Source organism: Amycolatopsis halotolerans, assembly GCF_042647905.1.
Classification (GTDB): Bacteria; Actinomycetota; Actinomycetes; order Mycobacteriales; family Pseudonocardiaceae; genus Amycolatopsis; species Amycolatopsis halotolerans.
Genome location: NZ_JBHRWI010000049.1, coordinates 163,712 through 184,938, shown reverse-complemented (window position 1 = coordinate 184,938; position 21,227 = coordinate 163,712). Strand labels below are relative to the sequence as shown.

General features: G+C 69.4%; 15 protein-coding genes. 8 read left to right on the top strand and 7 right to left on the bottom strand.

From position 1 onward, the window contains the following. Nucleotides 1–60: 60 nt before the first annotated feature. Both ACFORO_RS34585 and ACFORO_RS34580 read right to left on the bottom strand, forming a co-directional pair. Nucleotides 61–1,620, bottom strand: a complete 1,560-nt coding sequence (locus ACFORO_RS34585) for a glycosyltransferase family 87 protein (RefSeq protein ID WP_377871308.1) — start codon at nucleotides 1,618–1,620, stop codon at nucleotides 61–63. A gap of 35 nt (nucleotides 1,621–1,655) precedes the next feature. Further along, nucleotides 1,656–2,723: an ROK family transcriptional regulator gene (locus ACFORO_RS34580; RefSeq protein ID WP_354735781.1), complete on the bottom strand. Its 1,068-nt coding sequence runs from the start codon at nucleotides 2,721–2,723 to the stop codon at nucleotides 1,656–1,658. A 57-nt stretch (nucleotides 2,724–2,780) separates the two neighbouring features. On the opposite strand from ACFORO_RS34580, the gene ACFORO_RS34575 reads away from it, so the two are divergent. After that, the gene (locus ACFORO_RS34575; RefSeq protein WP_377871306.1) at nucleotides 2,781–3,839 is read left to right on the top strand and encodes a Gfo/Idh/MocA family oxidoreductase; all 1,059 of its coding nucleotides are present in this window, start codon (nucleotides 2,781–2,783) and stop codon (nucleotides 3,837–3,839) included. A gap of 64 nt (nucleotides 3,840–3,903) precedes the next feature. On the opposite strand, the gene ACFORO_RS34570 is transcribed toward ACFORO_RS34575, so the two are convergent. The 3 genes from ACFORO_RS34570 to ACFORO_RS34560 all read right to left on the bottom strand — a co-directional run bounded on the left by ACFORO_RS34570 (nucleotide 3,904) and on the right by ACFORO_RS34560 (nucleotide 10,033). Further along, nucleotides 3,904–6,219 (bottom strand): transglycosylase domain-containing protein, encoded by a 2,316-nt coding sequence (locus ACFORO_RS34570; protein ID WP_377871318.1) that lies wholly within the window; start codon nucleotides 6,217–6,219, stop codon nucleotides 3,904–3,906. A 441-nt stretch (nucleotides 6,220–6,660) separates the two neighbouring features. Next, nucleotides 6,661–9,561 (bottom strand): transglycosylase domain-containing protein, encoded by a 2,901-nt coding sequence (locus tag ACFORO_RS34565; RefSeq protein WP_377871305.1) that lies wholly within the window; start codon nucleotides 9,559–9,561, stop codon nucleotides 6,661–6,663. A 70-nt stretch (nucleotides 9,562–9,631) separates the two neighbouring features. Further along, nucleotides 9,632–10,033: a DUF5318 domain-containing protein gene (locus ACFORO_RS34560; RefSeq protein ID WP_354735774.1), complete on the bottom strand. Its 402-nt coding sequence runs from the start codon at nucleotides 10,031–10,033 to the stop codon at nucleotides 9,632–9,634. 245 nt (nucleotides 10,034–10,278) lie between these two features. Between ACFORO_RS34560 and ACFORO_RS34555 the strand changes: the two genes are divergently transcribed. Next, entirely contained in the window at nucleotides 10,279–10,836 is a 558-nt protein-coding gene (locus ACFORO_RS34555) for a PadR family transcriptional regulator (protein WP_037716279.1), read from the top strand. 65 nt (nucleotides 10,837–10,901) lie between these two features. Beyond that, complete coding sequence (locus ACFORO_RS34550; RefSeq protein WP_354735772.1) at nucleotides 10,902–11,990, top strand: inositol-3-phosphate synthase; 1,089 nt, start codon at nucleotides 10,902–10,904, stop codon at nucleotides 11,988–11,990. Between the two features lie 348 nt (nucleotides 11,991–12,338). Here ACFORO_RS34550 and ACFORO_RS34545 read toward each other — a convergent pair whose 3' ends face one another. Then, the gene (locus ACFORO_RS34545; protein ID WP_377871304.1) at nucleotides 12,339–13,196 is read right to left on the bottom strand and encodes an SAM-dependent methyltransferase; all 858 of its coding nucleotides are present in this window, start codon (nucleotides 13,194–13,196) and stop codon (nucleotides 12,339–12,341) included. Between the two features lie 107 nt (nucleotides 13,197–13,303). Next, on the bottom strand, nucleotides 13,304–13,942 hold the full coding sequence (locus ACFORO_RS34540) for an HAD family hydrolase (protein ID WP_377871303.1): 639 nt from the start codon (nucleotides 13,940–13,942) through the stop codon (nucleotides 13,304–13,306). A gap of 85 nt (nucleotides 13,943–14,027) precedes the next feature. Here ACFORO_RS34540 and ACFORO_RS34535 point away from each other — a divergent pair, with 85 nt between their 5' ends. The 5 genes from ACFORO_RS34535 to ACFORO_RS34515 all read left to right on the top strand — a co-directional run bounded on the left by ACFORO_RS34535 (nucleotide 14,028) and on the right by ACFORO_RS34515 (nucleotide 21,191). Continuing rightward, the gene (locus ACFORO_RS34535; protein WP_354735766.1) at nucleotides 14,028–14,513 is read left to right on the top strand and encodes a MarR family winged helix-turn-helix transcriptional regulator; all 486 of its coding nucleotides are present in this window, start codon (nucleotides 14,028–14,030) and stop codon (nucleotides 14,511–14,513) included. Next, nucleotides 14,510–15,730 (top strand): MFS transporter, encoded by a 1,221-nt coding sequence (locus ACFORO_RS34530; RefSeq protein WP_354735764.1) that lies wholly within the window; start codon nucleotides 14,510–14,512, stop codon nucleotides 15,728–15,730. The genes ACFORO_RS34535 and ACFORO_RS34530 overlap by 4 nt, the downstream gene beginning before the upstream one ends. Before the next feature lie 160 nt (nucleotides 15,731–15,890). Beyond that, nucleotides 15,891–17,972, top strand: a complete 2,082-nt coding sequence (locus ACFORO_RS34525) for a PhoX family protein (RefSeq protein ID WP_377871301.1) — start codon at nucleotides 15,891–15,893, stop codon at nucleotides 17,970–17,972. Nucleotides 17,973–18,026: 54 nt separating this feature from the next. Then, nucleotides 18,027–19,406: a DUF7850 domain-containing protein gene (locus tag ACFORO_RS34520; protein ID WP_377871300.1), complete on the top strand. Its 1,380-nt coding sequence runs from the start codon at nucleotides 18,027–18,029 to the stop codon at nucleotides 19,404–19,406. Between the two features lie 99 nt (nucleotides 19,407–19,505). Further along, nucleotides 19,506–21,191 carry a hypothetical protein gene (locus tag ACFORO_RS34515; RefSeq protein ID WP_377871299.1) on the top strand — a complete coding sequence of 562 codons (1,686 nt, stop codon included), beginning with the start codon at nucleotides 19,506–19,508 and terminating at the stop codon, nucleotides 21,189–21,191. The last annotated feature ends 36 nt before the right edge of the window (nucleotides 21,192–21,227 follow it).

The following is a 21,227-nucleotide window of genomic DNA, read 5'->3' as shown; positions in this document are numbered from 1 at the left end:
AGAGCAGCCTAAGTTCCTGGCATTGGGAATCAGAGTCCCTCAGGGTTCCCCTCACGGAATTCAGGAGACGGGCTGTTCGGTGCGGGAGCGGCGGAAGGCGGCGAAGGTGACCTTGTCGCGGGCCCGCTCCAGCACGCCGCCAGCCGGGTCGTCGTCTCCGGAGAGCCGGACGAGGTCGGTGCGCGGACGGTAGATCTCGCGGAGCACCAGCACGCACAGCCCGACGACGGCGAGGTCGCGGATGACCACCCCGCCGAGGAACCAGCCCGCCGGCAGTCCTTTGTGGTCGACGCCGAGGTAATAGAACATCCGCGGCGCCCACACCGCCGCGTCGATGACCATCCAGCCCAGCAGCAGCCGCCAGCGCGGGATCGCCAGCACCGCCAGCGGGACGAGCCACAGCGAGTACTGCGGGCTCCACACCTTGTTCGTGAGCAGGAACGCCGCTACGACGAGGAAGGCCAGCTGCCCGAACCGCGGCCGGCGCGGCGCGGTGAGCGCGACGTACGCGATTCCCGCGCAGCAGAGCACGAACAGCACGGCGACCACGATGTTCAGCACGGCCGGGGTCTGTCCTTTTTGGAGCACGCCGTCGAAGCCCGCCCAGCCGGTGGCGTAGGAGACGACGTTGTAGAGCGAATCCGGGTCCATCGGGCGCAACGTGTTGAGCCGGAAGAACTCCCACCAGCCGCGCGGCGCGGCGACGATGAACGGGACGTTCACCACCAGCCAGGCCAGCACGGTGAACGCAGCGGTCCGGCTCCACGCGCTCAGCTTCCCGGCGCGCAGGCACAACAGGAACAGCACTCCGAGCAGTAACAACGGATACAGCTTGGTGGCGACGCCGAGTCCAAACAGGACTCCGGCGACTTCCGGGCGTTTTCGCGACCACGCGAGGATCCCGGCGGCGGTGGCCGCGGCGGCGAGCGCGTCGAAGTTCGTGAAGGCATGGACCAGCACCAGAGGCGAGACGGCGACGAGCACCGCGTCCCACGGCCTGCGTTTCGTCGTCCGCCCGGTGGCCCACACGGTGACCAGCCAGGCGAGCGCGAGCCAGAACGCGGAGATGTTGAAGTAGATCGCCACCGGCAGCGCGCCGGGCAGCCAGCCCGCGTTCGCGACCGACGTCCAGCCCGCCGCGAGCTTCGCGTTGATCCACTGGAACAGGCCGGTGACCACCGGGTACTCCATGTACCGGGTCTGGTTCTCCGCAGTCTGCGAATCCTCCTGCCACGACGTGACGTAGGGGAAGGTGTGCGAATCGTCGAGCTTTTCCGAGCTGTAGAGCGGGACGATGTCGGAGTAGCACATCGCGACGAACGGACGGCCGGAGCGCCAGTCGAGCTGGTGCACGCCGTTGGAATCGCTGTACTGCTGGATGCACGAAGCCTTGCCGAACCAGCACACCACCAGCGCGAGCACGGCCATCGCGAGCCCGACGCGCTGCGGCGACCAGAACCACTGCCTGCCCACCGCCGCGTGCGCGCCGATCGGACCGCCGACGGGTCTCGTCGCCGCGGCCACCAGCGGGTCGTGGCGGCTGGGGGCGATTCGCTCCGCCGGGGTGAGCGTGCGGGGAGCCGAATCCGGCTCGTCGGCGGGGTCGGAGACGCGGGACACGTCGGGATGCTATCGGTCCGCGGGTGGGCTGCCGGTCATTTCGGATCCGCATAGAACCCGGCAAGCACCTCGAAAGCCGCGCCGAGGGCCACCGCTTCCTCGTCGAGATCGCTCAATTCGACGTCGATGCGCTGCCAGTACGGCACCGGCAGCAGGTCCCGCAGCTGCTGCGAGACCGTTTCGCGGTAGACCTCGGGCGCGCCGCGGATCGTCCGTCCGAACAGGACGATCCGCTCGAGATCGAGCACCTGCACCAGGTCGGCGAGCCCGATGCCGAGCAGCCGGGCGGCGTCGTGCGGGGTGCCCGCGGCGCGGTGCATGACCTCGACGCAGCCGCGGCGGCCGCAGGCGCAGCGCGGTCCGGCGTACGCGATGGTGGTGTGGCCGAACTCACCCGCGTTGGTGCGCGGGCCTCGGTAAACGCGTCCGTCGATCAGCAGTCCGACGCCGATTCCGGTGCCGACGAGCACCACCGCCGTCGCCGCCGAGGTCTCCTCCGGCCAGGCGTGCGCGAAGGCGGCGGAGTTGGTGTTTTTGTCCAGCGTGACCGGCAGCCCGGTGCGTTCGGCGAGCAGATCGCGCAGCGGGACGTCGTGCCAGCCGGGCATGTTCGTGGCGTCGCGGACGCGGCCCGCGTGGTGGTCGAGCGGTCCGACCGCGCCGACGCCGAGCCCGAGCACGCGCGCCGGATCGAGGTCGGCGAGCAGTTTGCGCACTCCGTCGGCGATCGCGGTCACCGCGACCTCCGGGCTGAAGCCGATCGGCAGCGGGCCTTCCACGATGTCCTCGACCTCGCCGGTCAGGCCGGTGCGCAGCACGAGGTAGCCGTCCCGGTCGAGCTGCGCGCCGAGTGCGCAGCGGGCTTCCGCGCGCAGCCGCAGCATCGTGCGCGGTTTGCCGACCCCGGCCGCGGGTGCGCGTTCGACGTCCAGCAGCCCTTCCGGCAGCAGGTCGGACACGATTTTCGACACGGCCTGCTGGGTCAGCCCGGACCGCTGCGCCAGCTCGACCCGGCTCAGCCCGCCCGCGCGCAGGATGTGCCCGAGCAGCAGCGCGCGGTTGTGGCGTCGCAGCCCGCGCAGGTTGACGCCGGTTTCCGCCATCGGCCGATCATCTCGGACGGGTGGCCTATTACGCAACAGTGTTGTTTAATAGGGGTCATGGCTGATGACGCGCGGGTCGGCATCCTCGGGTACGGGATCGGCGGCCGGATCTTCCACGCGCCGCTGGTCGCGGCGACGCCGGGCCTGGTCCCGGCCGTGCTGGTGACCGCGAACCCGGACCGGGCCGCGCAGGCGCGCGCCGAGCATCCCGGCGCCGAGGTGGTCCCGGACGCGGACGCGCTTTTCGCCCGCGCGGGTGATCTCGACCTGGTCGTGGTGACCACGCCGAACCGCACGCACATGCCGCTCGCCCTCCGTGCGATCGAGGCCGGGATTCCGGTGGTCGTGGACAAGCCGTTCGCGCCGACCGCGGCCGAGGCGCAGCAGGTCGTCGACGCGGCGAAGGCCAAGGGCGTCGGGCTCACGGTGTTCCAGAACCGCCGCTGGGACTCGGATTTCCGCACCGTCGGCAAGGTGCTCGGCTCCGGTCGCCTCGGCGAGGTCTTCCGCTTCGAATCCCGCTACGACCGCTGGGTGCCGAAGATCAAGGACAACTGGCGCGAGTTCGGCGACCCGGCCGAGGCGGGCGGTCTGCTCTACGACCTCGGCGCGCACATCGTCGACCAAGCACTGCAGCTGTTCGGCCCGGTCACCCAGGTCTACGCGGAGGTCGACCGCCGCCGCCCCGGCGTCCAGGTGGACGACGACGTGTTCGTGGCTCTGCACCACGCGAACGGAGTGCGGTCGCACCTGTGGTCGTCAGCGCTGGCGGGCACCCGCAACCCGCGGTTCCGCGTGCTCGGCGATCAGGCGACGTTCACCAAATATGGCCTCGACGTCCAGGAACCGCAGATCAAGGCCGGTCTCCGGCCTGGCGACGACGGCTGGGGCGTGGAGCCGGAAAGCGACGCCGGCCGGCTCGGTGTGAACGACGAAACCGAATTGGTGCCGACCGAAACCGGTTGCTACGAAGCGTTTTACGCCCAGGTCCGGGACGCGCTGCGCGGCGATGCGGACTTCCCGGTCGACCCGGCGAGCGCGGTCGAGGCGTTGCGCGTGATCGAAGCCGCGCACCGCTCCGGTGCCGAAGGCCGCGTGATCACCCTCGGCGGCTGAGGCCGCCCCTGAACGGCCGTGGCCGCGACGGCCTCCCCCCACCGTCGCGGCCACGGCCTTTTCCTTACTCCTGTGGCGGATCTTCGCCCGTCGTCGGACCGCCAGTGGGCGGGTTGTGCGACGACGGCTTGCCGGACGGCCAGTGCGGGAGCCCGGTCGGCCAATGCGGCTGGCTGGGCCCGCCGGTGATCGGGCCGCCGTGGTCGTTGCCGTCGTCGCCCGGGTCCGGCTGGTTGCCGTTGGTCTGCTGCGGCGGCTGCTGCCCGTCGCCCGCGTTCTGGTCGCCCTGCGCCGGCGGGGCCTGAACGCCGATCAGCGACACCTGGTCGAACTTCTCCGCCGGCTTGCCCTTGAGGTAGCCGTCGAGGAACTTCTGCCACATCGGACCCGCGATCGTCGAACCGTAGATCGGCGACGTGCCCGAACCGTGCAGCGCCTGGTCGCCGTCCGCGCCGACCCACGCGGCGACCGAGACCGACGGCGTATAGCCGACCATCCAGGTCTGCGCGTTCGCGTTCGCTGCCCACGCCGGTTCGCCCGACCGCACCGTGTGCTGCTGCGTACCGGTCTTGCCCGCGCATTCGTGCCCGGACGGGCACTTCAGGTGCGAGAAGTCGACCACCGGACCCAGTGCCATGGTCACGTTGCCGGCGATCTGCTTGGCTTTGTCCGCGCTGCTGTCGAATGCTGGCTTGCCCGCGCTCGGCTGCGCTTCGTAGGCGACTTCCTTCTGCGCGTTGGTCACCTTCAGCACGAAGTGCCGGTCGCGCTGGACGCCGTTGGCGGCGAAGGTCGCGTACGCGCTGGCCATGTCCGCGGGCGTGATCTGGGTGTTCCCGCCGCCGAGCGCGATGTTGGCGTCCGCGGTGGAGATCAGCGACTTGCCGCCGTTGTCCTTGGTCTTCACGCCGGCTTCCTGGGCGGCCTGCCCGACCGGGCCCGGATGCGTCTGGTTCAGCACCATGTCGTAGAACACCGTGTTCGCCGACCGCTTCATCGCCTCGGCGACGGTGCACTGCCCGGAGCAACTGGAGCTGGGACCCGCGTTGCGCACCTTGCGGCCGTCGAAGACCCGGTTGTTGCTGCCGTCGAAGGTCTCGTTGATCCCCTTGCCCATCTTCAGGAACGCGGTGAGGTCGAACGCCTTCATCGACGAACCGGGGTTCTGCGGCGTGTTCGCCCAGTCGCGAGCGCCCTGCTTCTTCCCGTTCACGTCGACCAGCGCCGGCCCGCCGTAGTACGCGAGCACCCCGCCGGTCTTCGGATCGACCGCGACCAGCGAATTGAGCAGCCGGTCGTCGGATTGGTCCTTCAACGCGTCGGTCGCCACCTGGGTCGCGACCTCCTGGGCGTGCTTGTCGATGGTGGTCTGGACCGTGTAGCCGCCCGCGTAGTACTTGTCGTCGTCGATGCCGTGCTGCGCCAGCTCGGCCTTCACCTGCACGTTGATGAACTTGTACGGCGCGTTCGCGTCGTCTTTCGATTCCTCGAGCGGGATGACCTGCGGGAACTGCGCCGATTGCCGCTGCTGCGCGGTGATGTACTTGTTCTCGAGCATCCGGTCGAGCGCGGTGTTCCAGCGGCCTTGGGCCACCTTCGGGTTCTCCGAACGGCCCGGCTGCTGGATCAGCCCGGCCAGCAGCGCGGCCTCCGTGTAGTCCAGCTTCGAGACGTCCTTGTGGAAGAAGGCCTGCGACGCCGCGCCGACGCCATACGCCCCGCGCCCGAAGTAAATGATGTTCAGGTACGCGGTGATGATGTCCTGCTTCTCGTACGTCTGGTTCATCTTGAAGGACTTCGCCAGCTCGGTCCATTTTCGGGTGAGCGTCGGGGCGTCGTTGTCGGTGGCCTTCTTGATGTACTGCTGCGAGATCGTGGACCCGCCGCCCGCCTTGCCGGTGAGCTGGTTGAACGCCGCGCGCAGCAGGCCGGTGACGTCGAAGCCGGAGTTGGTCTCGAACGACGAGTCCTCGGTCGCGATCACCGCGTGTTTCACCACGTCCGGGATCTGCTGCGGGGTGAGGATCTGCCGGTTGCCGCCGGAGGGCACGTCCTTGCCCATCGGGCTGCCGTCGGCGTACAGATAGGTGACGGCCTGGTTCTGGCCCTGCGCGATGCTCTGCGGCGAGGGCACGTCGACCATGAAATAGGTGATCACGAACGCGATCGCCGGGATCACGATGAAGAGGCCGACGAACGCGTAGGCACAGCGCCGGATGATCTTCCAGCGTCTCTTTTTGCGCTGGGCGGGCGTGCGGCCCTTCTTGTCCAAGTCCTCCGGCGGGTAGCCGTCGTCCGGATCGAGCGGGCCCTCGTCGCGGTAGTCGGCGCCCCGATAGCCCTGGTCGCGGTAGTCGTCCTCGGCGATCCGGTGGGTCATCAGCTCCGGCTCGCGCTGCGGCGGCGGGACCGGGCGGCGGCCGGGAGGCGGCGGACGGCGGCCCGGCGGCGGCGAACCGGCGGGTCCGGCCGGGCGGGTCGGACCCGCGGCGGGGCGTTGCGGACCGCGGGCCCACGGCGGCTGTCTGGGCTGGGAGGGAGGTGGTTGACGCCGCGGGTCGGGATCCCGGTCGGGCCAGGAGCGGCTGCGGTCGTCGTTCACTGCGGATCCTCTTCTCGGACACGGGCAGCCTGCGGACGCAGAAGGCCCTCTGATGACCAGACGCGGCAACCCCGGTCGAGGTTCACTCTCCTGGCCGATCCCCTTCGCGGGGGAGGGAGACCGTCGGTGAACCTACCGCACCCCCAGCCGGGCGGTACCGGCAAAAAGAGGCTCCTCTCCAGTGCGGAGAGGAGCCTCTTGACAGCGCTTGGCCGCGGATCAGCCGCTGCGTTTAGGCGGTTCGCCGTTCACGATGGGACCGCCCCCGCTGCCCGGGTTCCCGCCTTCGGTGCCGCCTCCGAAGATGCCGCTCGGCCGGGTCGGGCTGGTCGTCGTCGAGGACGGCGGGTGCGACGAAGTGGACGGCGGCGCCGACGAGGACTCCGTCGTCGGAGGCGGTGCCTGCTCGCTGGACGTTTCGCGCGGCGGCGGGGCCGCCTTGCTCGACGTGACGACCTGGTCGGCGTCCTTGCCGATCGGGTCGACCTTGTCGAACTTCTCGCCCGGCTTGTCCTTCAGGTAGTTCGTGAGGAAGTCCTGCCAGGCTGGGCCCGCGATCGTCTTGCCGAAGATCGGCTTGCCGTTCTTGTCGTGCAGCGGCTTGTTGCCGTCGCCGCCGATCCAGACCGCGGCCGACACCGACGGCGTGTACCCGACCATCCAGGTCTGGGCGTTGCGGTCCTTGTACGAGGCCGGGTCGCTGTCCTTCGGGTCGTACTGCTGGGTACCGGTCTTGCCGGCGCACTCGTGGCCGCTCGGGCACTTCAGGTGCGATTCGGCGATGACCGGGCCGAGCGCGTCGGTCACGTTCCCGGCGATCTGCTTGCTCTTGTCCGCGTTGTCGTCGAACGCGGGTTTTCCCGGCCCGGCGGAGTCGTCGAAGATGACCTCGTCCTGGGAGTTGGTGAGCTTCGCGACGAAGTGCTGGTCGCGCCGGACGCCGCCGGAGGCGAACGACGCGTACCCCGCGGCCATGTCCTCCGGGGTCACCACGGTGGCGCCACCGCCGAGGGCGATGTTGGCGTCGCTCGTGCCGAGCTTGGCCTTGCCCTGCGGCGCGGACTGCACGCCCGCCTCCTTCGCGGCCTCCGCGACCCTGGCCGGTTTCGTCCAGTTCAGCACCATGTCGTAGAACACGGTGTTCGCCGAGACCTCCATTGCCTTCTTGACCGTGCACTGCGGACCGCAACTGGAGCTTTCGCCCGCGTTGCGGACCACCCGGCCACCGAGTTCCCGCCGGTCGGTGCCGTCGAAGGTTTCGCCGAGCCCCTTGCCCATCTTGAGCCAGGCGGTGAGGTCGTAGGCCTTCATGGACGAACCCGGGTTCTGCGGCACGTTCGCCCAGTCCGTGGCGAGCGTGTCCTTGCCCGCGTCGTTCTTCACCGTGGTCGGCCCGCCGTAATAGGCGAGCACGCCCCCGTTTCTCGGGTCGACGGCGACCAGCGCTCCCTTGAGGCTGTCGTCGGTCTGGCCCTCCATGTTGTCCTGCACGGACTGCGCGGCGAGCTTCTGCGCGTTCGGGTCGATCGTGGTGTAGATCTTCGCGCCGCTGGAGTACAGCTTGTCCTCGTCGTAGCCCTTGGCCTTGAGTTCGTCGAAGATGCGCTGCTGGATGTGGTAGTCCAGCGTTCCGGCGTCCTGCTTCTGCTGCGAGTCGCGCGGGACCAGCGTGGGGAACTGCGCGGCCTTGCGGTCGGCGGGAGAGAGCCAGTGGTTGGCCACCATCTGGTCCATCACGTAGTTCCACCGCTTCTGCATGTACGCGGTGTCGCGGTCTTTGCCCGGGCCCTGGATCATCCCGGCGAGCAGCGCCGCCTCGGAGGCGTTGAGCTGCCCGACGTCCTTGCCGAAGTACGCCTTCGAGGCGGCGGCGACGCCGTTCGCGCGGCGGCCGAAGAAGACGATGTTGAGATAGCCGGTGATGATGTCCGATTTGGACGTCTCGTTGTTCAGCTTGAACGACTTCGCCAGCTCGGTCCACTTACGGGACAGCGTGGCCTGGTCGTTTTTGGTCGCCTGCTTGATGTACTGCTGCGAGATGGTCGAACCGCCGCCGGTGCCGCCGGTCGCCTGGTTGAAGACCGACCGCAGGATCGCCATCACGTTGAAGCCGGAGTTGGTCTCGAAGGTCGCGTCCTCGGCCGAGTACACCGCGTGCTTGACGACCTCGGGCACCTGGTTGGGCTGCAGCAGTTCGCGGTTGCCGCCCTCCGGGACCGAGCGGCCCATCACCGATTTGTCGCCGTAGTAGAAGGTGATCGGCTGGCTCTGCTTCGAGAGCACTTCCTGCGGCGAGGGCACGTCGACCGTGAAATAGGTGATCACGAACGCGATCGCGGGCACCACGAAGAAGAGGCCGAACATCGCGTACAGCACTCGCCGGATGATTTTCCACCGGCGTTTGCGGCGCTGCTTCGGCGTGAGATCGGCCTTGCTCTTCTTCTTGCCGTCCTCCTCGCCTTCCGGGTCGTCCTCGAAGTCCGCGTCGTCCGAGTACTGGGCGAGGCGGGTTTCCTCGTCGTACGGGTCGTCGTAGGCGTCGTCGTACCGGTCGTCGTAAGGGGCGTAGCCGTTGTGCGCGGCATGCGTGATCAGGTCCGGCTCGCGGTCGGTCTCCGGATAGGACGACGGCGGGGGCGGCGGCGGGACCCGGCGGCCCTGCGGAGGCCGTCCGCCGGGCGGCGGCTGCCGGAATCCCTGGGTGGCGTTCCCGTTAGGGCCGCCGTCAGGGCCGGGACGGCCGCCCGGAGGCTGGCGGCGCGGCGGCGCGCCCTGTCCGTCGAGGATCTGCGACGCGCGAGTGCCCGAACCGCGATCCTGCGGTCCGGGGCCCTGCGGCGGACGGCCTTGCGGAGCGCGGTTCTGCGGCGGGCGCTGCGGGCGGCGCGGCTCGTCGGCCGCGGGCCACTGTGGACCGCCTTCGTCGCCGCTCGGCCACTCCGGACCGGCTTGGGCGCGCGGCGGGCGCGGGCCGCCCGCGGGAGGACGGCGGGGCGGCGCGGGGCGCCGGGGGGCGTCATCAGCGGGCCAGGCGGGACCGGGGTCCTCTTGAGGTCGCCGGGCACGGCGAGGTGCATCGGGCTCCTGGCTCGGCCAGGGGCGATTGCGGTCGTCGTTCACGAATGGGCCTCCGAAGGCGGCGCTGTCTGCACTGGAGCCGCCCCGCGTTCTGCAGCGGTTGTGGTACTCGTCACTGCCCGGCAGTCCTTCGCGGCCGGGTCGGCTGGGGTTCTCCCGTGCCGAGGACATAGGACAGGACCAGATGGTTCCAATGGCACGTCCGGCACACCTCTACGTCATAGACGGTGAACTCCCCGAAAACCCCGGCCATCCGGGTCAGTTCCGCGGGGGTGCGTGCCGATCCCGAAACGTGCTTGAGCTCGTCGCCGTACACCCACGAAACGAGGTGCAACGGCGTCCGGCGGCACATCGGACAGGCCCGGTCCTCGGGTCTGCCGTGGAACTTCGCCGCGCGGAGCAGGTACGGGCTCGCGTCGCAGACCTCGTGGTCTCCGACGCGTCCGGAGCGGACGCCGGCCAGCAGCGCACGGCGCTGCAAGGCGTAATCCACAACCTGCCGCTGGTTTCGCACGAGGACAGAGTACGGGCTCTTTCTGTGTCCGCGGTGCCCCCTGCTTTCCCGCACCCTGGGCAACCGTTCGGACACGCCGAAAGATAGATAACGCTCTGATCACGGATCATCGGGCGAGTGCTGGCAGCGGGTTATTTCCGCCACTCCGATGTATCGACGCGATATACTCGGCGAGTAGGTTGGCTGAGCCGGTTCCGTGTGGTCAACGGTGCCGGTCGCGGCGTATTCCCGGAATGGGGTGTGGTGTGCTCGAACTCGCGATCCTCGGATTGCTGCACGAGGCGCCCATGCACGGGTACGTGCTGCGCAAACGTTTGCACGAGACGCTCGGGATGTTCCGGACGTTCTCGTACGGCTCGCTGTATCCGACCTTGCGCCGGCTGCTGCGGGCCGGTTACCTCGTCGAGGAGTTCGACGAGGCGGACGACCGGGCCTGGTCCCGGCGCGGCCGCCGCGTCTACAAGCTCACCGCCGAGGGCAAGGAACGCTTCGCCGAACTGCTCGGCGACGCGGGACCGCAGACGTGGGACGACGAGGGATTCGGCGTCCACCTGGCGTTCTTCTCGCGGACACCGGCCGACGTCAGGATGCGAATCCTGGAAGGACGGCGCCGCCGCGTCGAGGAGCGGCGCGAAGGATTGCGGGACGCGCTGGCCAGGGCCGAGGAGAAGATCGACCGCTATACCCGCGAGCTGCACCGGCTGGGGCTGGAGTCGAGCGAGCGGGAGGTGCGCTGGCTCAACGAGCTGATCGCGCACGAACAAGCCGAGCAGCGCGGCCCGGAGCAGCCGGGACCGAGTTGAGCGGCGGCCGCAACGGGGCGGCAGACCTGCAGATGCACGTGAATGAGATTGAAGGAGAAACCGGCATGGGCGAGAACCGCCGCGTTCGGGTGGCCATCGTGGGCGTCGGGAACTGCGCCTCGTCGCTGGTCCAGGGCGTCCAGTACTACCGCGACGCGGATCCCGGTGCGCGCGTCCCCGGTTTGATGCACGTCCAGTTCGGCGACTACCACGTGCGCGACATCGAGTTCGTCGCCGCGTTCGACGTCGACGCGAAGAAGGTCGGCCGGGACCTCTCGGAGGCGATCTCCGCCAGCGAGAACAACACGATCAAGATCGCCGACGTGCCGCCGCTCGGCGTCACTGTCCAGCGCGGGCACACTTTCGACGGCCTCGGCCGGTTCTACCGCGAGACGATCGAGGAGTCCGACGAGACTCCGGTCGACATGGTCGCCGCGCTGCGCGACGCGCAGGTCGACGTGCTCGTCTCCTACCTTCCCGTCGGGTCCGAAGAGGCCGACAAGTTCTACGCCCAAGCCGCGATCGACGCGAAGGTCGCGTTCGTCAACGCGCTCCCGGTGTTCATCGCCTCCGACCCCGAGTGGGCGAAGAAGTTCGAGGACGCGGGCGTCCCGATCGTCGGCGACGACATCAAGTCCCAGGTCGGCGCCACCATCACGCACCGCGTGCTGGCGAAGCTGTTCGAGGACCGCGGCGTGCAGCTCGACCGCACGATGCAGCTCAACGTGGGCGGGAACATGGACTTCCTGAACATGAAGGAGCTGGAGCGGCTCGAGTCGAAGAAGATCTCGAAGACCCAGTCGGTCACCTCGCAGGTCGACCGCGAGCTCGGCAAGGGCAATGTCCACATCGGACCGTCGGACTACGTGCAGTGGCTCGACGACCGCAAGTGGGCCTACGTCCGCCTCGAGGGCCGCGCGTTCGGCGACGTGCCGCTGAACCTCGAGTACAAGCTCGAGGTGTGGGACTCCCCCAACTCGGCGGGCATCATCATCGACGCGGTGCGCGCGGCGAAGATCGCCAAGGACCGCGGCATCGGCGGCCCGATCCTGTCCGCGTCGTCCTACTTCATGAAGTCGCCGCCGGAGCAGTACGACGACTCGACCGCCCGCGACTCGGTCGACGCCTTCATCCGCGGCGAACTGGAGCGCTGAGCCCAGTCTGACCGTCCGTGAAGGACTCCTCGGAAGCTTCGAAGGGCCCTTCACGGCGTTAGTCCCAATGCCAGGAACTTAAGCCGGGTGACCTCGGTCCGCTGACCGTCCGCACAGGACGCCAACAGCACCGGAATGCCTGATTTGTCGCAATGTGGCCGTGTCTTGAAGTCCGTGAGGGGAACCCTGAGGGACTCTGATTCCCTCAGGGTTCCCCTCACGGACCACAATCCGGCTTCCGCTCCCGGGTCCACCGCGACGTACGCTCAACCTGGTCAAGCCAGCTGAGCTGCGGAAACACGCCGGAATCGCGTCCGCACCACAGCCTTAAGTTCCTGGCATTGGGTGTTAGCGCAGGTCGGCGGTCACCAGTTCGGTTTTCGTCATCATGTCGCCGAACGGTTCGGCCAGCTGTTTTCCGTACCGGACGGCGAGATCGCCCGCGCGCTCGACCGTCGTCCGCCAGCCTGCTCCGGCGAGCCATTCGACCGGGTTCCGGCGCGGTTCGGTCGAGAGCACGTCGTTCACGTCGAGGCCGAGCCGCGCTCCGGCGTCCGAACTCCGGATGGTGTCGAGGATTTCGGTTCCGCCGAGGTCTGGGATGTGCTCGATCCCGATCCGGCTGCCCGGCGCGCTCCGGGCGTGCACGAGGTCGAACAGCAGTTCTTCCGCCCGCGCGGGCAGATACGGCAGCAGCCCCTCGGCGATCCACACCGACGGCCGGGTGCGGTCGAACCCAGCGTTTTCCAACGCGCTCGGCCAGTCCTCGCGCAGGTCGGCCCCGATCGCGCGGCGGCGGCAGCGCGGGGCCGCGCCCAGCCCGTCGAGCACGTCCTGTTTGAACGCGAGCACCCGCGGCTGATCCACTTCGTAGACGTCGCGGCCGGACAGGTCGAGCCGGTAGGCGCGGGCGTCGAGTCCGGCGGCGAGGATCACCACCTGCGGCGCGTCCGTGCCGGTGACCACCTCGTCGAAGAACCGGGACCGCACCGCGAGGTAGTCGGCCATCGCCATCCACAGCGGGTCGTCGACCGGTTCGATCGGCATCGGCCGCGGCGGGTTCGCGGCGCGCACGAACTCCGCCGCGTACGGATCCTGGATCAGCGGATCCGGTGCTCCGGTCACGATCGCCCGGCCCGCCGCGACCCCGAGCGCGGTCAGTCCGACGCTGCTGACGATGTCCCAATCCTGTTCCGGTGCAGCCATTTCCACCCCTTGCGCCGATCTTGTTGGCAGGCGTTCAGGATGGCACTGTGCGACTGGCCGGATACCGGCAGCGACCGATTTGGGGTTATTTGGCGCTGTGGGCTGTGTCACTCACTGAGCGCGGCGGGCAGTGCGGCCAGATTCGGCAGCACTGTGGCATCGCGCAGCGCCTCCGGGGCCGGCGGGAAGTGCGGGTTCGGCACCGCGAATACCGTCATGTCCGCCGCGAACGCCGCGAGCAGGCCGTTCGTCGAGTCCTCCACGGCAGCGCACCGCGAAGCTTCGACGTTCAGCAGCATCGCCGCGCGCAGGTAGACGTCCGGCTCCGGCTTGCCCGCGGCCACTTCCTCGCTCGACACCGCCACCGGGACCAGCGACGTCAGGTCGCACGCGGTCAGGAACGAGTGGATCAGCACCGGCGGCGACGAGCTGGCGATCGCGACCGGCCAGTGCCGGGAGATCTCGCGGACGACCTGGTCGGCGCCGTCGATCACCGGCGGGCGCTCGGCGTAGCGGGCGGCCATCTCGTCGATCACGATCCGGGCGATCTCGTCCGGGGTGAGCCGCGCGCCCAGGGTTTCCACCAGGTAGCGCGCCCATTCCGGCGTGCTCATCCCCTGTTGCGCGCGCGTCGCCTCCGGCCGCCAGGTCCCGCCGTGCTCGGCTACTACGGAGCGGCGCACCTCGTCCCACGTCGTCTCGGAGTCCACCAGTACGCCGTCGAGGTCGAAGATCACCGCATCCACCGGACCAGCCTAGGGGTCCTGGCCTGGACCACCTTGTGAGCCGAATTACTTCGCTACCCTAACTAATTTTTGTTAGCCTAGCTAAGTGACTTCCTCGAGGGGCGATCTGGCCCGGCGGCTGCGGCCGGTGGTGTTCCGGCTCTACTACCTGGTGCGCCGCGAATCCGCGCAGCTGCTGACCCTGACCCAGGGGTCGGTGCTGTCGGAGCTGGTCGGCCGGGGGCCGAGCCGGATGAGTCGGCTGTCCCGCCTCGAACGCGTGCGGATGCCGTCGATGACCGACGTCGTCCGCAGGCTCGAGCGGCTCGGCATGGTGACCCGCCGCCCCGACCCGGAGGACGGGCGCGCCGTGCTCGTGGAGGCCACGCCGGAAGGCGAGCGGTTCTACGCCGAGATGATCGCCGGCCGGGAGGCGGAGCTGCGGGCGCGGCTCGACCGTCTCGACCCGGCCGAGCGCGCCGCCATCGACGCCGCGCTTCCCGCGCTCACCAAGCTGATCGCCGACTTCCACCGTGACGACCCCGCCGCGGAACTCGCCGTAACGTCCGAAGGAGGAACTGATCCGCGATGAGCGCTGAGCACCACTCGAGCCTGCTGGACGCGGTCAAGGGCCAGCCCAAACAGGTGTGGATCACCGCGTTCGCCGCGGTCATCGCGTTCATGGGCATCGGCCTCGTCGACCCGATCCTGCTGTCCATCGCCAAGGGCCTGAACGCCTCGCCGTCCCAGGTCACGCTGCTGTTCACGTCGTATCTCGGCGTGCAGGTGATCGCGATGCTCTTCACCGGCGCGATGTCCGCGCGGTTCGGAGCCAAGCGGACCGTGCTGGTCGGGCTGACGCTGATCGTCGCCGCGACTGCGCTGTGCGCCGCGGCCGGTTCGATCGAACAGCTCGTCGGCCTGCGCGCGGTGTGGGGGCTCGGCAACGCCTTCTTCATCGCCACCGCGCTGTCGGTGATCGTCGGCGCGGCGACCGGTGGCCAATCGGGCGCGATCCTGCTTTACGAGGCCGCGCTCGGGGTTGGGCTCGCCGTCGGTCCGCTGCTCGGCGCGCTGCTGGGGACGATCTCGTGGCGCGGTCCGTTCCTCGGCACCGCCGTGCTGATGATCGCCGCGCTGGTGCTGTGCTCGATCTTCCTGCAGAGCGACTCGGCCGAGAAACGCCAACCGATCAAGCTGCTCGACCCGATCCGCGCGCTCAAGCACCCCGGTCTGCTGCGGACGTCGATCGCCTCGGCGCTCTACACCGCCGCGTTCTTCGCGGTGCTCGCCTGGTCCCCGTTCGTGCTCGGCTGGAACGCCATCGCCGTCGGCCTGATCTTCTGCGGCTGGGGCCTGTGCGTCGCGATCGCCGGCGTGGTGCTCGCGCCGAAGATGGCCGCCCGCTTCGGCGAACGGCACGCGGCCGCGCTGGCGGTGACCGGCTACACCGTGCTGATGCTGGTGCTGGCCATCCCGAGCAAGCCGGTGGTGGTCGTCGGGATCATCGTGTCCGGTCTGGTTTCCGGACTGCTGAACACGCTGTTCACCGGTACCGCGATGTCGATCAGCGACGCGCCGCGGCCGGTCGCGAGCGCCGGGTACAACTTCTGCCGCTGGTTCGGCGGCGCGGTCGCGGCCACGCTCGTCGGCCACATCGCCGAGTGGATGGGCTGGGAGCAGGGTCCGTTCCTGGTCGCCGCCGTGCTCTGCGTGATCGCCGCCGTCCTGCTGTCGCAGCGGGAGAAGAAGGCCGACCCGCACACCGTGCCGAAGGAGGCCGCGCTCGTCGGCGACGAGGAGTTCTGAGCCGTTCCGCGACACTCGGCGATCGCCCCCGGACTGTCTGTTCGGGGGCGATCGTCGTCTTTCACCGAATACATCCGCCGTTAACCTTTTAGTCCGTTTCAGGGGGTTTTTGCCGCATACGGTCGCCGGGTTCCCACCGAGAAGCGACCCTGGAGGCCCCGTGTCCCTGGAGCCCGGACGACTGCTGCCCTTGTTCACCGCGCATTCCGGCGGCCGGTCACCGATCACCTGCGAATACCGCTGCGGCAACGCCTGCGCGCACGAGGCCCCGAACCCGACGGGCAACGAGTACTTCGGCGACATCGCCAAGGGCGTTTCGCGGCGCGGCGTGTTCAAGGCCGGTGCGGTGATGGCCGCTGCCGCGGGCGGGTTCGCCGCGCTGTCCGGCACTGCCGCGGCGGCCACCCCGGCTCAGGCCCCGGCGCCGTTGGCGAAGGGCCGCGCGGTGCCCGGCACGGACTTCACCCCGGTGCCGCCGAACAAACTCGACGTCGTCAGCATCCCCGACGGCTACGCCCAGCACGTGGTGATCCGCTGGGGCGACCCGGTGGTCCCCGGCGCGCCGAAGTTCGACTTCCGCAAGCAGACTGCGGCCGCGCAGGCCAAGCAGTTCGGCTACAACAACGACTTCGTCGGCCTGATCCCGCAGGATCCGCTCGGTTTGCGCAATCTGCTGGTGGTCAACCACGAGTACACCACCGAGGTGCACCTGTTCCCGGCCGACCAGTACGACCCGGCCAATCCCACCGAGGAGCAGATGAAGATCGCCTGGGCGGCACACGGATTGTCGGTGCTGCAGACGCTTCGCGACCCGATCGGCGGCGCGCTGCGCACCGTGCCGAGCCCGCTGAACCGGCGGATCACCCTCGACACGATCTTCGAGGTGCGCGGTCCGGCGGCCGGTTCGAAGTACCTCAAGACCTCGGCCGACCCGTCCGGCAAGCGCGTGCGCGGCACGCAGAACAACTGCTCCGGCGGCGTGACGCCGTGGGGCACGGTGCTGTCCGGCGAAGAGAACTTCCACCAGTACTTCGCCCACGCGGACAAGGTTTCCGATCCGGCGGAGGCCGCGCGGCTCAAGCGGTACGCGGTCGGTACCGGCGAGAGCACGCGCAAGTGGGAGCGGTTCGACAAGCGCTGGGACGTCTCCCGGGAGCCCAACGAGCCCAACCGGTTCGGCTGGGTCGTCGAAATCGACCCGAACGACCCGCATTCGACGCCGGTGAAGCACACCGCGCTCGGCCGGTTCAAGCACGAAGCGGCGAACGTCAAGATCACCGCGGACGGCCGGGTCGCGGTGTACTCCGGCGACGACGAGCGGTTCGAGTACATCTACAAGTTCGTCTCGAAGGGCAAGTACAAGAAGGGTAGTTCCGCGCTTGCCCGGCGGCACAACTCGGCGCTGCTGGACGAGGGGACCCTGTACGTCGCCAAGTTCTCCGGCAACAGCCCCGGCGAGATCGACGGCTCCGGCAAGCTGCCCGCCGACGGCGAGTTCGACGGGACCGGCGAGTGGATCCTCCTTGCCAGCGGCGACAAGTCCTTTGTGGACGGATTCACCGCGGAGGAGGTCTACGTGTTCACCCGCCAGGCCGCCGACCGCGCCGGGGCGACCAAAATGGACCGTCCGGAGGACATCGAGCCGAACCCGGTCAACGGCCGGATCTACGCCGCCCTCACCAACAACTCCGACCGCGGCGCGGCGGGCAAGGCGGCCCCGGACGAGGCGAACCCGCGCACCCGCAACAAAAACGGGCACATCCTCGAATGGGACGAGGACCGCGGCGACAGCGCCGCGACCCGGTTCTCCTGGCGGCTGCTGCTCGTCTGCGGCGACCCGGCCACGGCCGACACCTACTTCGGCGGCTTCCCGAAGGACCAGGTCAGCCCGATCTCGTGCCCGGACAACGTGGCTTTCGACCCGCACGGCAACCTGTGGATCTCGACCGACGGCAACACCCTCGGCGCGAACGACGGCCTCTTCTCGGTTCCGGTGACCGGCCCCGAGCGCGGGCACGTGAAGCAGTTCCTGTCCGTGCCGGTCGGCGCCGAGACGTGCGGTCCGGTCGTCACCGAAAATCTCGTGCTCGTCGCGGTGCAGCATCCGGGCGAGGACGCGCCGAGTTCGGCGAACCCGACCTCGCACTGGCCGGACGGCGGCAGCTCCCAGCCGCGGCCGGCGATCGTGTCCGTGTGGAAGAAGGGGACCTTCGGATTGCCCGGCCGGATCGGCCGCAAGTAACACTTTGGGGTGTTTCTCACCGCCGATCGGCCTTCCTGGGTCTAGCTTCACCGCGTGAGGCGGGCAAGGAAAGTCGCGATCGGACGTACGGCGGGCGCGGCGGCGGGCACTGCGATGCTGGTCGGCGCGCTCGCCGTCGTCACCCCCGGGTCGGCTCCCGCCGAGGGGGCCCCGGATTGCGGCGGCATCGCGGCCAATCCGAGCGTGGAGGACGCCGGTTCGCCCGGCGGGCCGCCGCGGGGGTACTTGTTCAGCCCCGCCGCGCCGGTTCCGCGCAGCACCCCGGCCGACCGGGTGCCGAAGCTGGTCACCAGCACCGCGCACGCGGTCGACGGGCACGTCAACGCCCAGATCCAGACGCCGGACGGCCGGGTCAGCTCGGCCGTCCAGCAGGTGAAAGCGGTGCCCGGCGGGCAATATTCGCTGTCGGTGTGGACGGGCACGGCGCAATCCGGCCTCGGTTCGCACGCGAGCGCGACCACCGGGCTGCGCTTCGCCGACAGCGCCGGCCGGGTGCTGGTGGAGAAACCGCTCGCGGTCACGCACGACATCGCCTCCGACGGCAAGCTCGCGCGGCAGGAGGTGCCGCCGGTCACCGCGCCGGACGACACCGCGGCGGTCTCGTTCTTCGCCAGCACCAACCACAACTGGGTGCTGTGGGACTGCGTGCACGTGGGTCTCGCCGCGTTCACGGTGAAGATGGAGGTGCGGAATCCGGCGGACGGAACGTGGGGCCCGTCGGCTGCCATCCCGGCCGGCGATGCCGCGCACTTCCGCATCTCCGTCTCCAACACCGGTTCCCAGCCGCTCACCGGGTTGCTGGTGAAGGACCCGTGGTGCGCCGGTCTTCCCGGCGCGTTCGATCTCGCCGCCAGCGCGGCCCGCGAACTCACCTGCGATCACCCGAATCTGACCGAGGACGACAACGGGCACGTCAACACCGCGAAGGTCACCGCCACCGCTCCGGGCGGGCCGCTCGCCGAGCAGAAAGCGACCGCGACGGTCACCGTCACGCCGCAGCCGGCGGTCGGCAAGATCGGCGACCGCGCGTGGAAAGACCTGAACCGCAACGGCATGCAGGACGACGACGAACCCGGCTTCCCGGACCTGCCGGTGACGCTCAAGGACGGCGCGGGCGGCACAGTCGCCACCACGCGCACGAACGCCGACGGCAGTTATCTGTTCGATCAGCGCAAGGACGGCACCTACCAGGTGTGCTTCGACGTCTCGCAGTTGCCGGACGGCCTCACCGTGACCCAGCGCGGCGCGGGCGCACCGGGCCTGGACTCGGCCGTCGACCCGGCGACCGGCTGCACCTCGCCGTTCACCCTCGGCGGCAAGGACCGCGAGCGGATGGACCTGGACATCGGCCTGGCTCCGCCCGCTCCGACTGTTCCGCCCTCGCCCACCGCCTCCGCCGCGCCCGCCCGCTAGCGGTCCTTCACGGACATTCGCGGCGACCACTGAGCGTCACGTCCGGCCGGATGCGAGACTGTGGCTGCACACCACGTCTCGGGGAGGTCTGGACCAATCATGACCGCGGCCGCCGGCGTGCCGCCGGACGACCCGATCCCGTGGTACCGCCGGCCGATGACCTGGACGTGGGCCGCCACGGCGGCGGTCCTTGTGGTGTACACGGTGCTGGCCTGGCAGCGCCGGTGGATGAGCGACGACGGGTTGCTCGTGCTCCGCACCGTCCGGCAGATCCTCGCCGGGAACGGGCCGGTGTTCAACGTCGACGAGCGCGTCGAGGCGAGCACGAGTCCGTTGTGGACCTGGCTTCTCGCCGGGGTCGGCACGATCCCCGGCCCGCCGCTGGAATGGGTCGCGGTGATCACCGGCCTGCTGTGCGCGGTCGGCGGCCTGTTTTTCGGCCTGGACGGCGCCCGTCGCCTCTACGCCGGACCGGTCGCCCCCGCCGGCGCGCTGATCGTGTGCGCGCTCCCGCCGTTCCGGGATTTCGCCACTTCCGGACTCGAAACCGGCCTGGTGTTCCTGTGGCTAGGACTGAGTTGGTGGCTGTTAGTGCGCGGCAGGACGCCCATCGCCACCTCGATCGTGCTCGGACTGGGCCCGCTCGTCCGTCCGGATCTGGCGCTGTTCAGCGTGATCGGCTTCATCGCCCTCGTCCTGCTGCTCCGCCCGCGATGGCTTGCCGCACTGGGCTGGCTCGGTGCGGGCATCGCGATTCCGTTGGCCTATCAGGTATTCCGGATGGGTTACTACGGCCTGCTCACGCCGAACACTGCACTCGCCAAGGAAGCGGCCAACAGCGACTGGCCGCGCGGCTTCGCGTACCTGACTGACTTGATCAGCCCGTACGTGCTGTGGATTCCGTTGCTGCTGCTCGTGATCGCCGCGATCCTGACGCGCCGGTCGCGGATCTTGCTGCTGACTCCGTTGGCGGGCGCGCTTTTGCTCGCCCTGTACGTCGTGCGCGTCGGCGGCGATTTCATGCACGGCCGGATGTTGCTGCCCGCGTTGTTCGTGCTGCTGCTTCCGGTCATGGCGATCCCGTTGACCCAGAAGACAATCGCGCTCGCCGCCGGAGTCGCGGCGTGGGCGGTGGTCGCGGGTGGCTGGCTGCGCGTGCCGTACGAGAACACGCATCAAGCGGTGAGCGTCACCGACGAGCGCGGATACTGGTCGTGGGCGACCGGCCACGAACACCCGGTGCTGGCAACGGATTACCTAGGCCAGGACGTCACCCGTCGTGCGGTCGAAGCGGTGGAAGGGACGAAGCAGCCAGCGGTGGTCGTCTACAGCTACGGCGACGTGAAGAAGTGGTTCCGCTTCCCGACCACCCGGCCGTACGTGACCATGGCGGCCGACAGCATGGGCGCGATCAGCAACGTCGTGTCCCTGGACGTCCGCATCCACGACGGCTACGGCCTGGCGAGCGACCTCGCCGCGCACTCGTCGGCCATCCCGAACGGCCGCCCCGGGCACTCGAAATGGCTGGTCGGGGCATGGGAGGTCGCCGAGGCCGGATACGGCGACTACGCCACCGACGGTGAGATCCGGATGTTCCAGCCCACCGAGATCGACGCCGCCCGCCAGGCGCTGCGCTGCCCAGAAGTCCGGGAGGTGCTCGCTTCGACCCGCGAACCGCTCACCTTGAGTCGGTTTATCGACAATTTCACCAGCGCACCGCACCGAACGGAAATCCGCTTTCCCCGCGACCCGCTGGCCGCGGCCTCGTGCGCCCCGGCGAAGTGATCGACGACTCCCCGAACTGGCGAATCAGCCGCGGAC

Coding starts and splice junctions, on each gene's coding strand:
- ACFORO_RS34580 (WP_354735781.1), bottom strand. CDS start 2,723: ATGGCGGAAACCGGCGTCAACCTGCGCGGGCTGCGACGCCACAACCGC.
- ACFORO_RS34575 (WP_377871306.1), top strand. CDS start 2,781: ATGGCTGATGACGCGCGGGTCGGCATCCTCGGGTACGGGATCGGCGGC.
- ACFORO_RS34570 (WP_377871318.1), bottom strand. CDS start 6,219: ATGACCCACCGGATCGCCGAGGACGACTACCGCGACCAGGGCTATCGG.
- ACFORO_RS34550 (WP_354735772.1), top strand. CDS start 10,902: ATGGGCGAGAACCGCCGCGTTCGGGTGGCCATCGTGGGCGTCGGGAAC.
- ACFORO_RS34545 (WP_377871304.1), bottom strand. CDS start 13,196: ATGGCTGCACCGGAACAGGATTGGGACATCGTCAGCAGCGTCGGACTG.
- ACFORO_RS34530 (WP_354735764.1), top strand. CDS start 14,510: ATGAGCGCTGAGCACCACTCGAGCCTGCTGGACGCGGTCAAGGGCCAG.
- ACFORO_RS34515 (WP_377871299.1), top strand. CDS start 19,506: ATGACCGCGGCCGCCGGCGTGCCGCCGGACGACCCGATCCCGTGGTAC.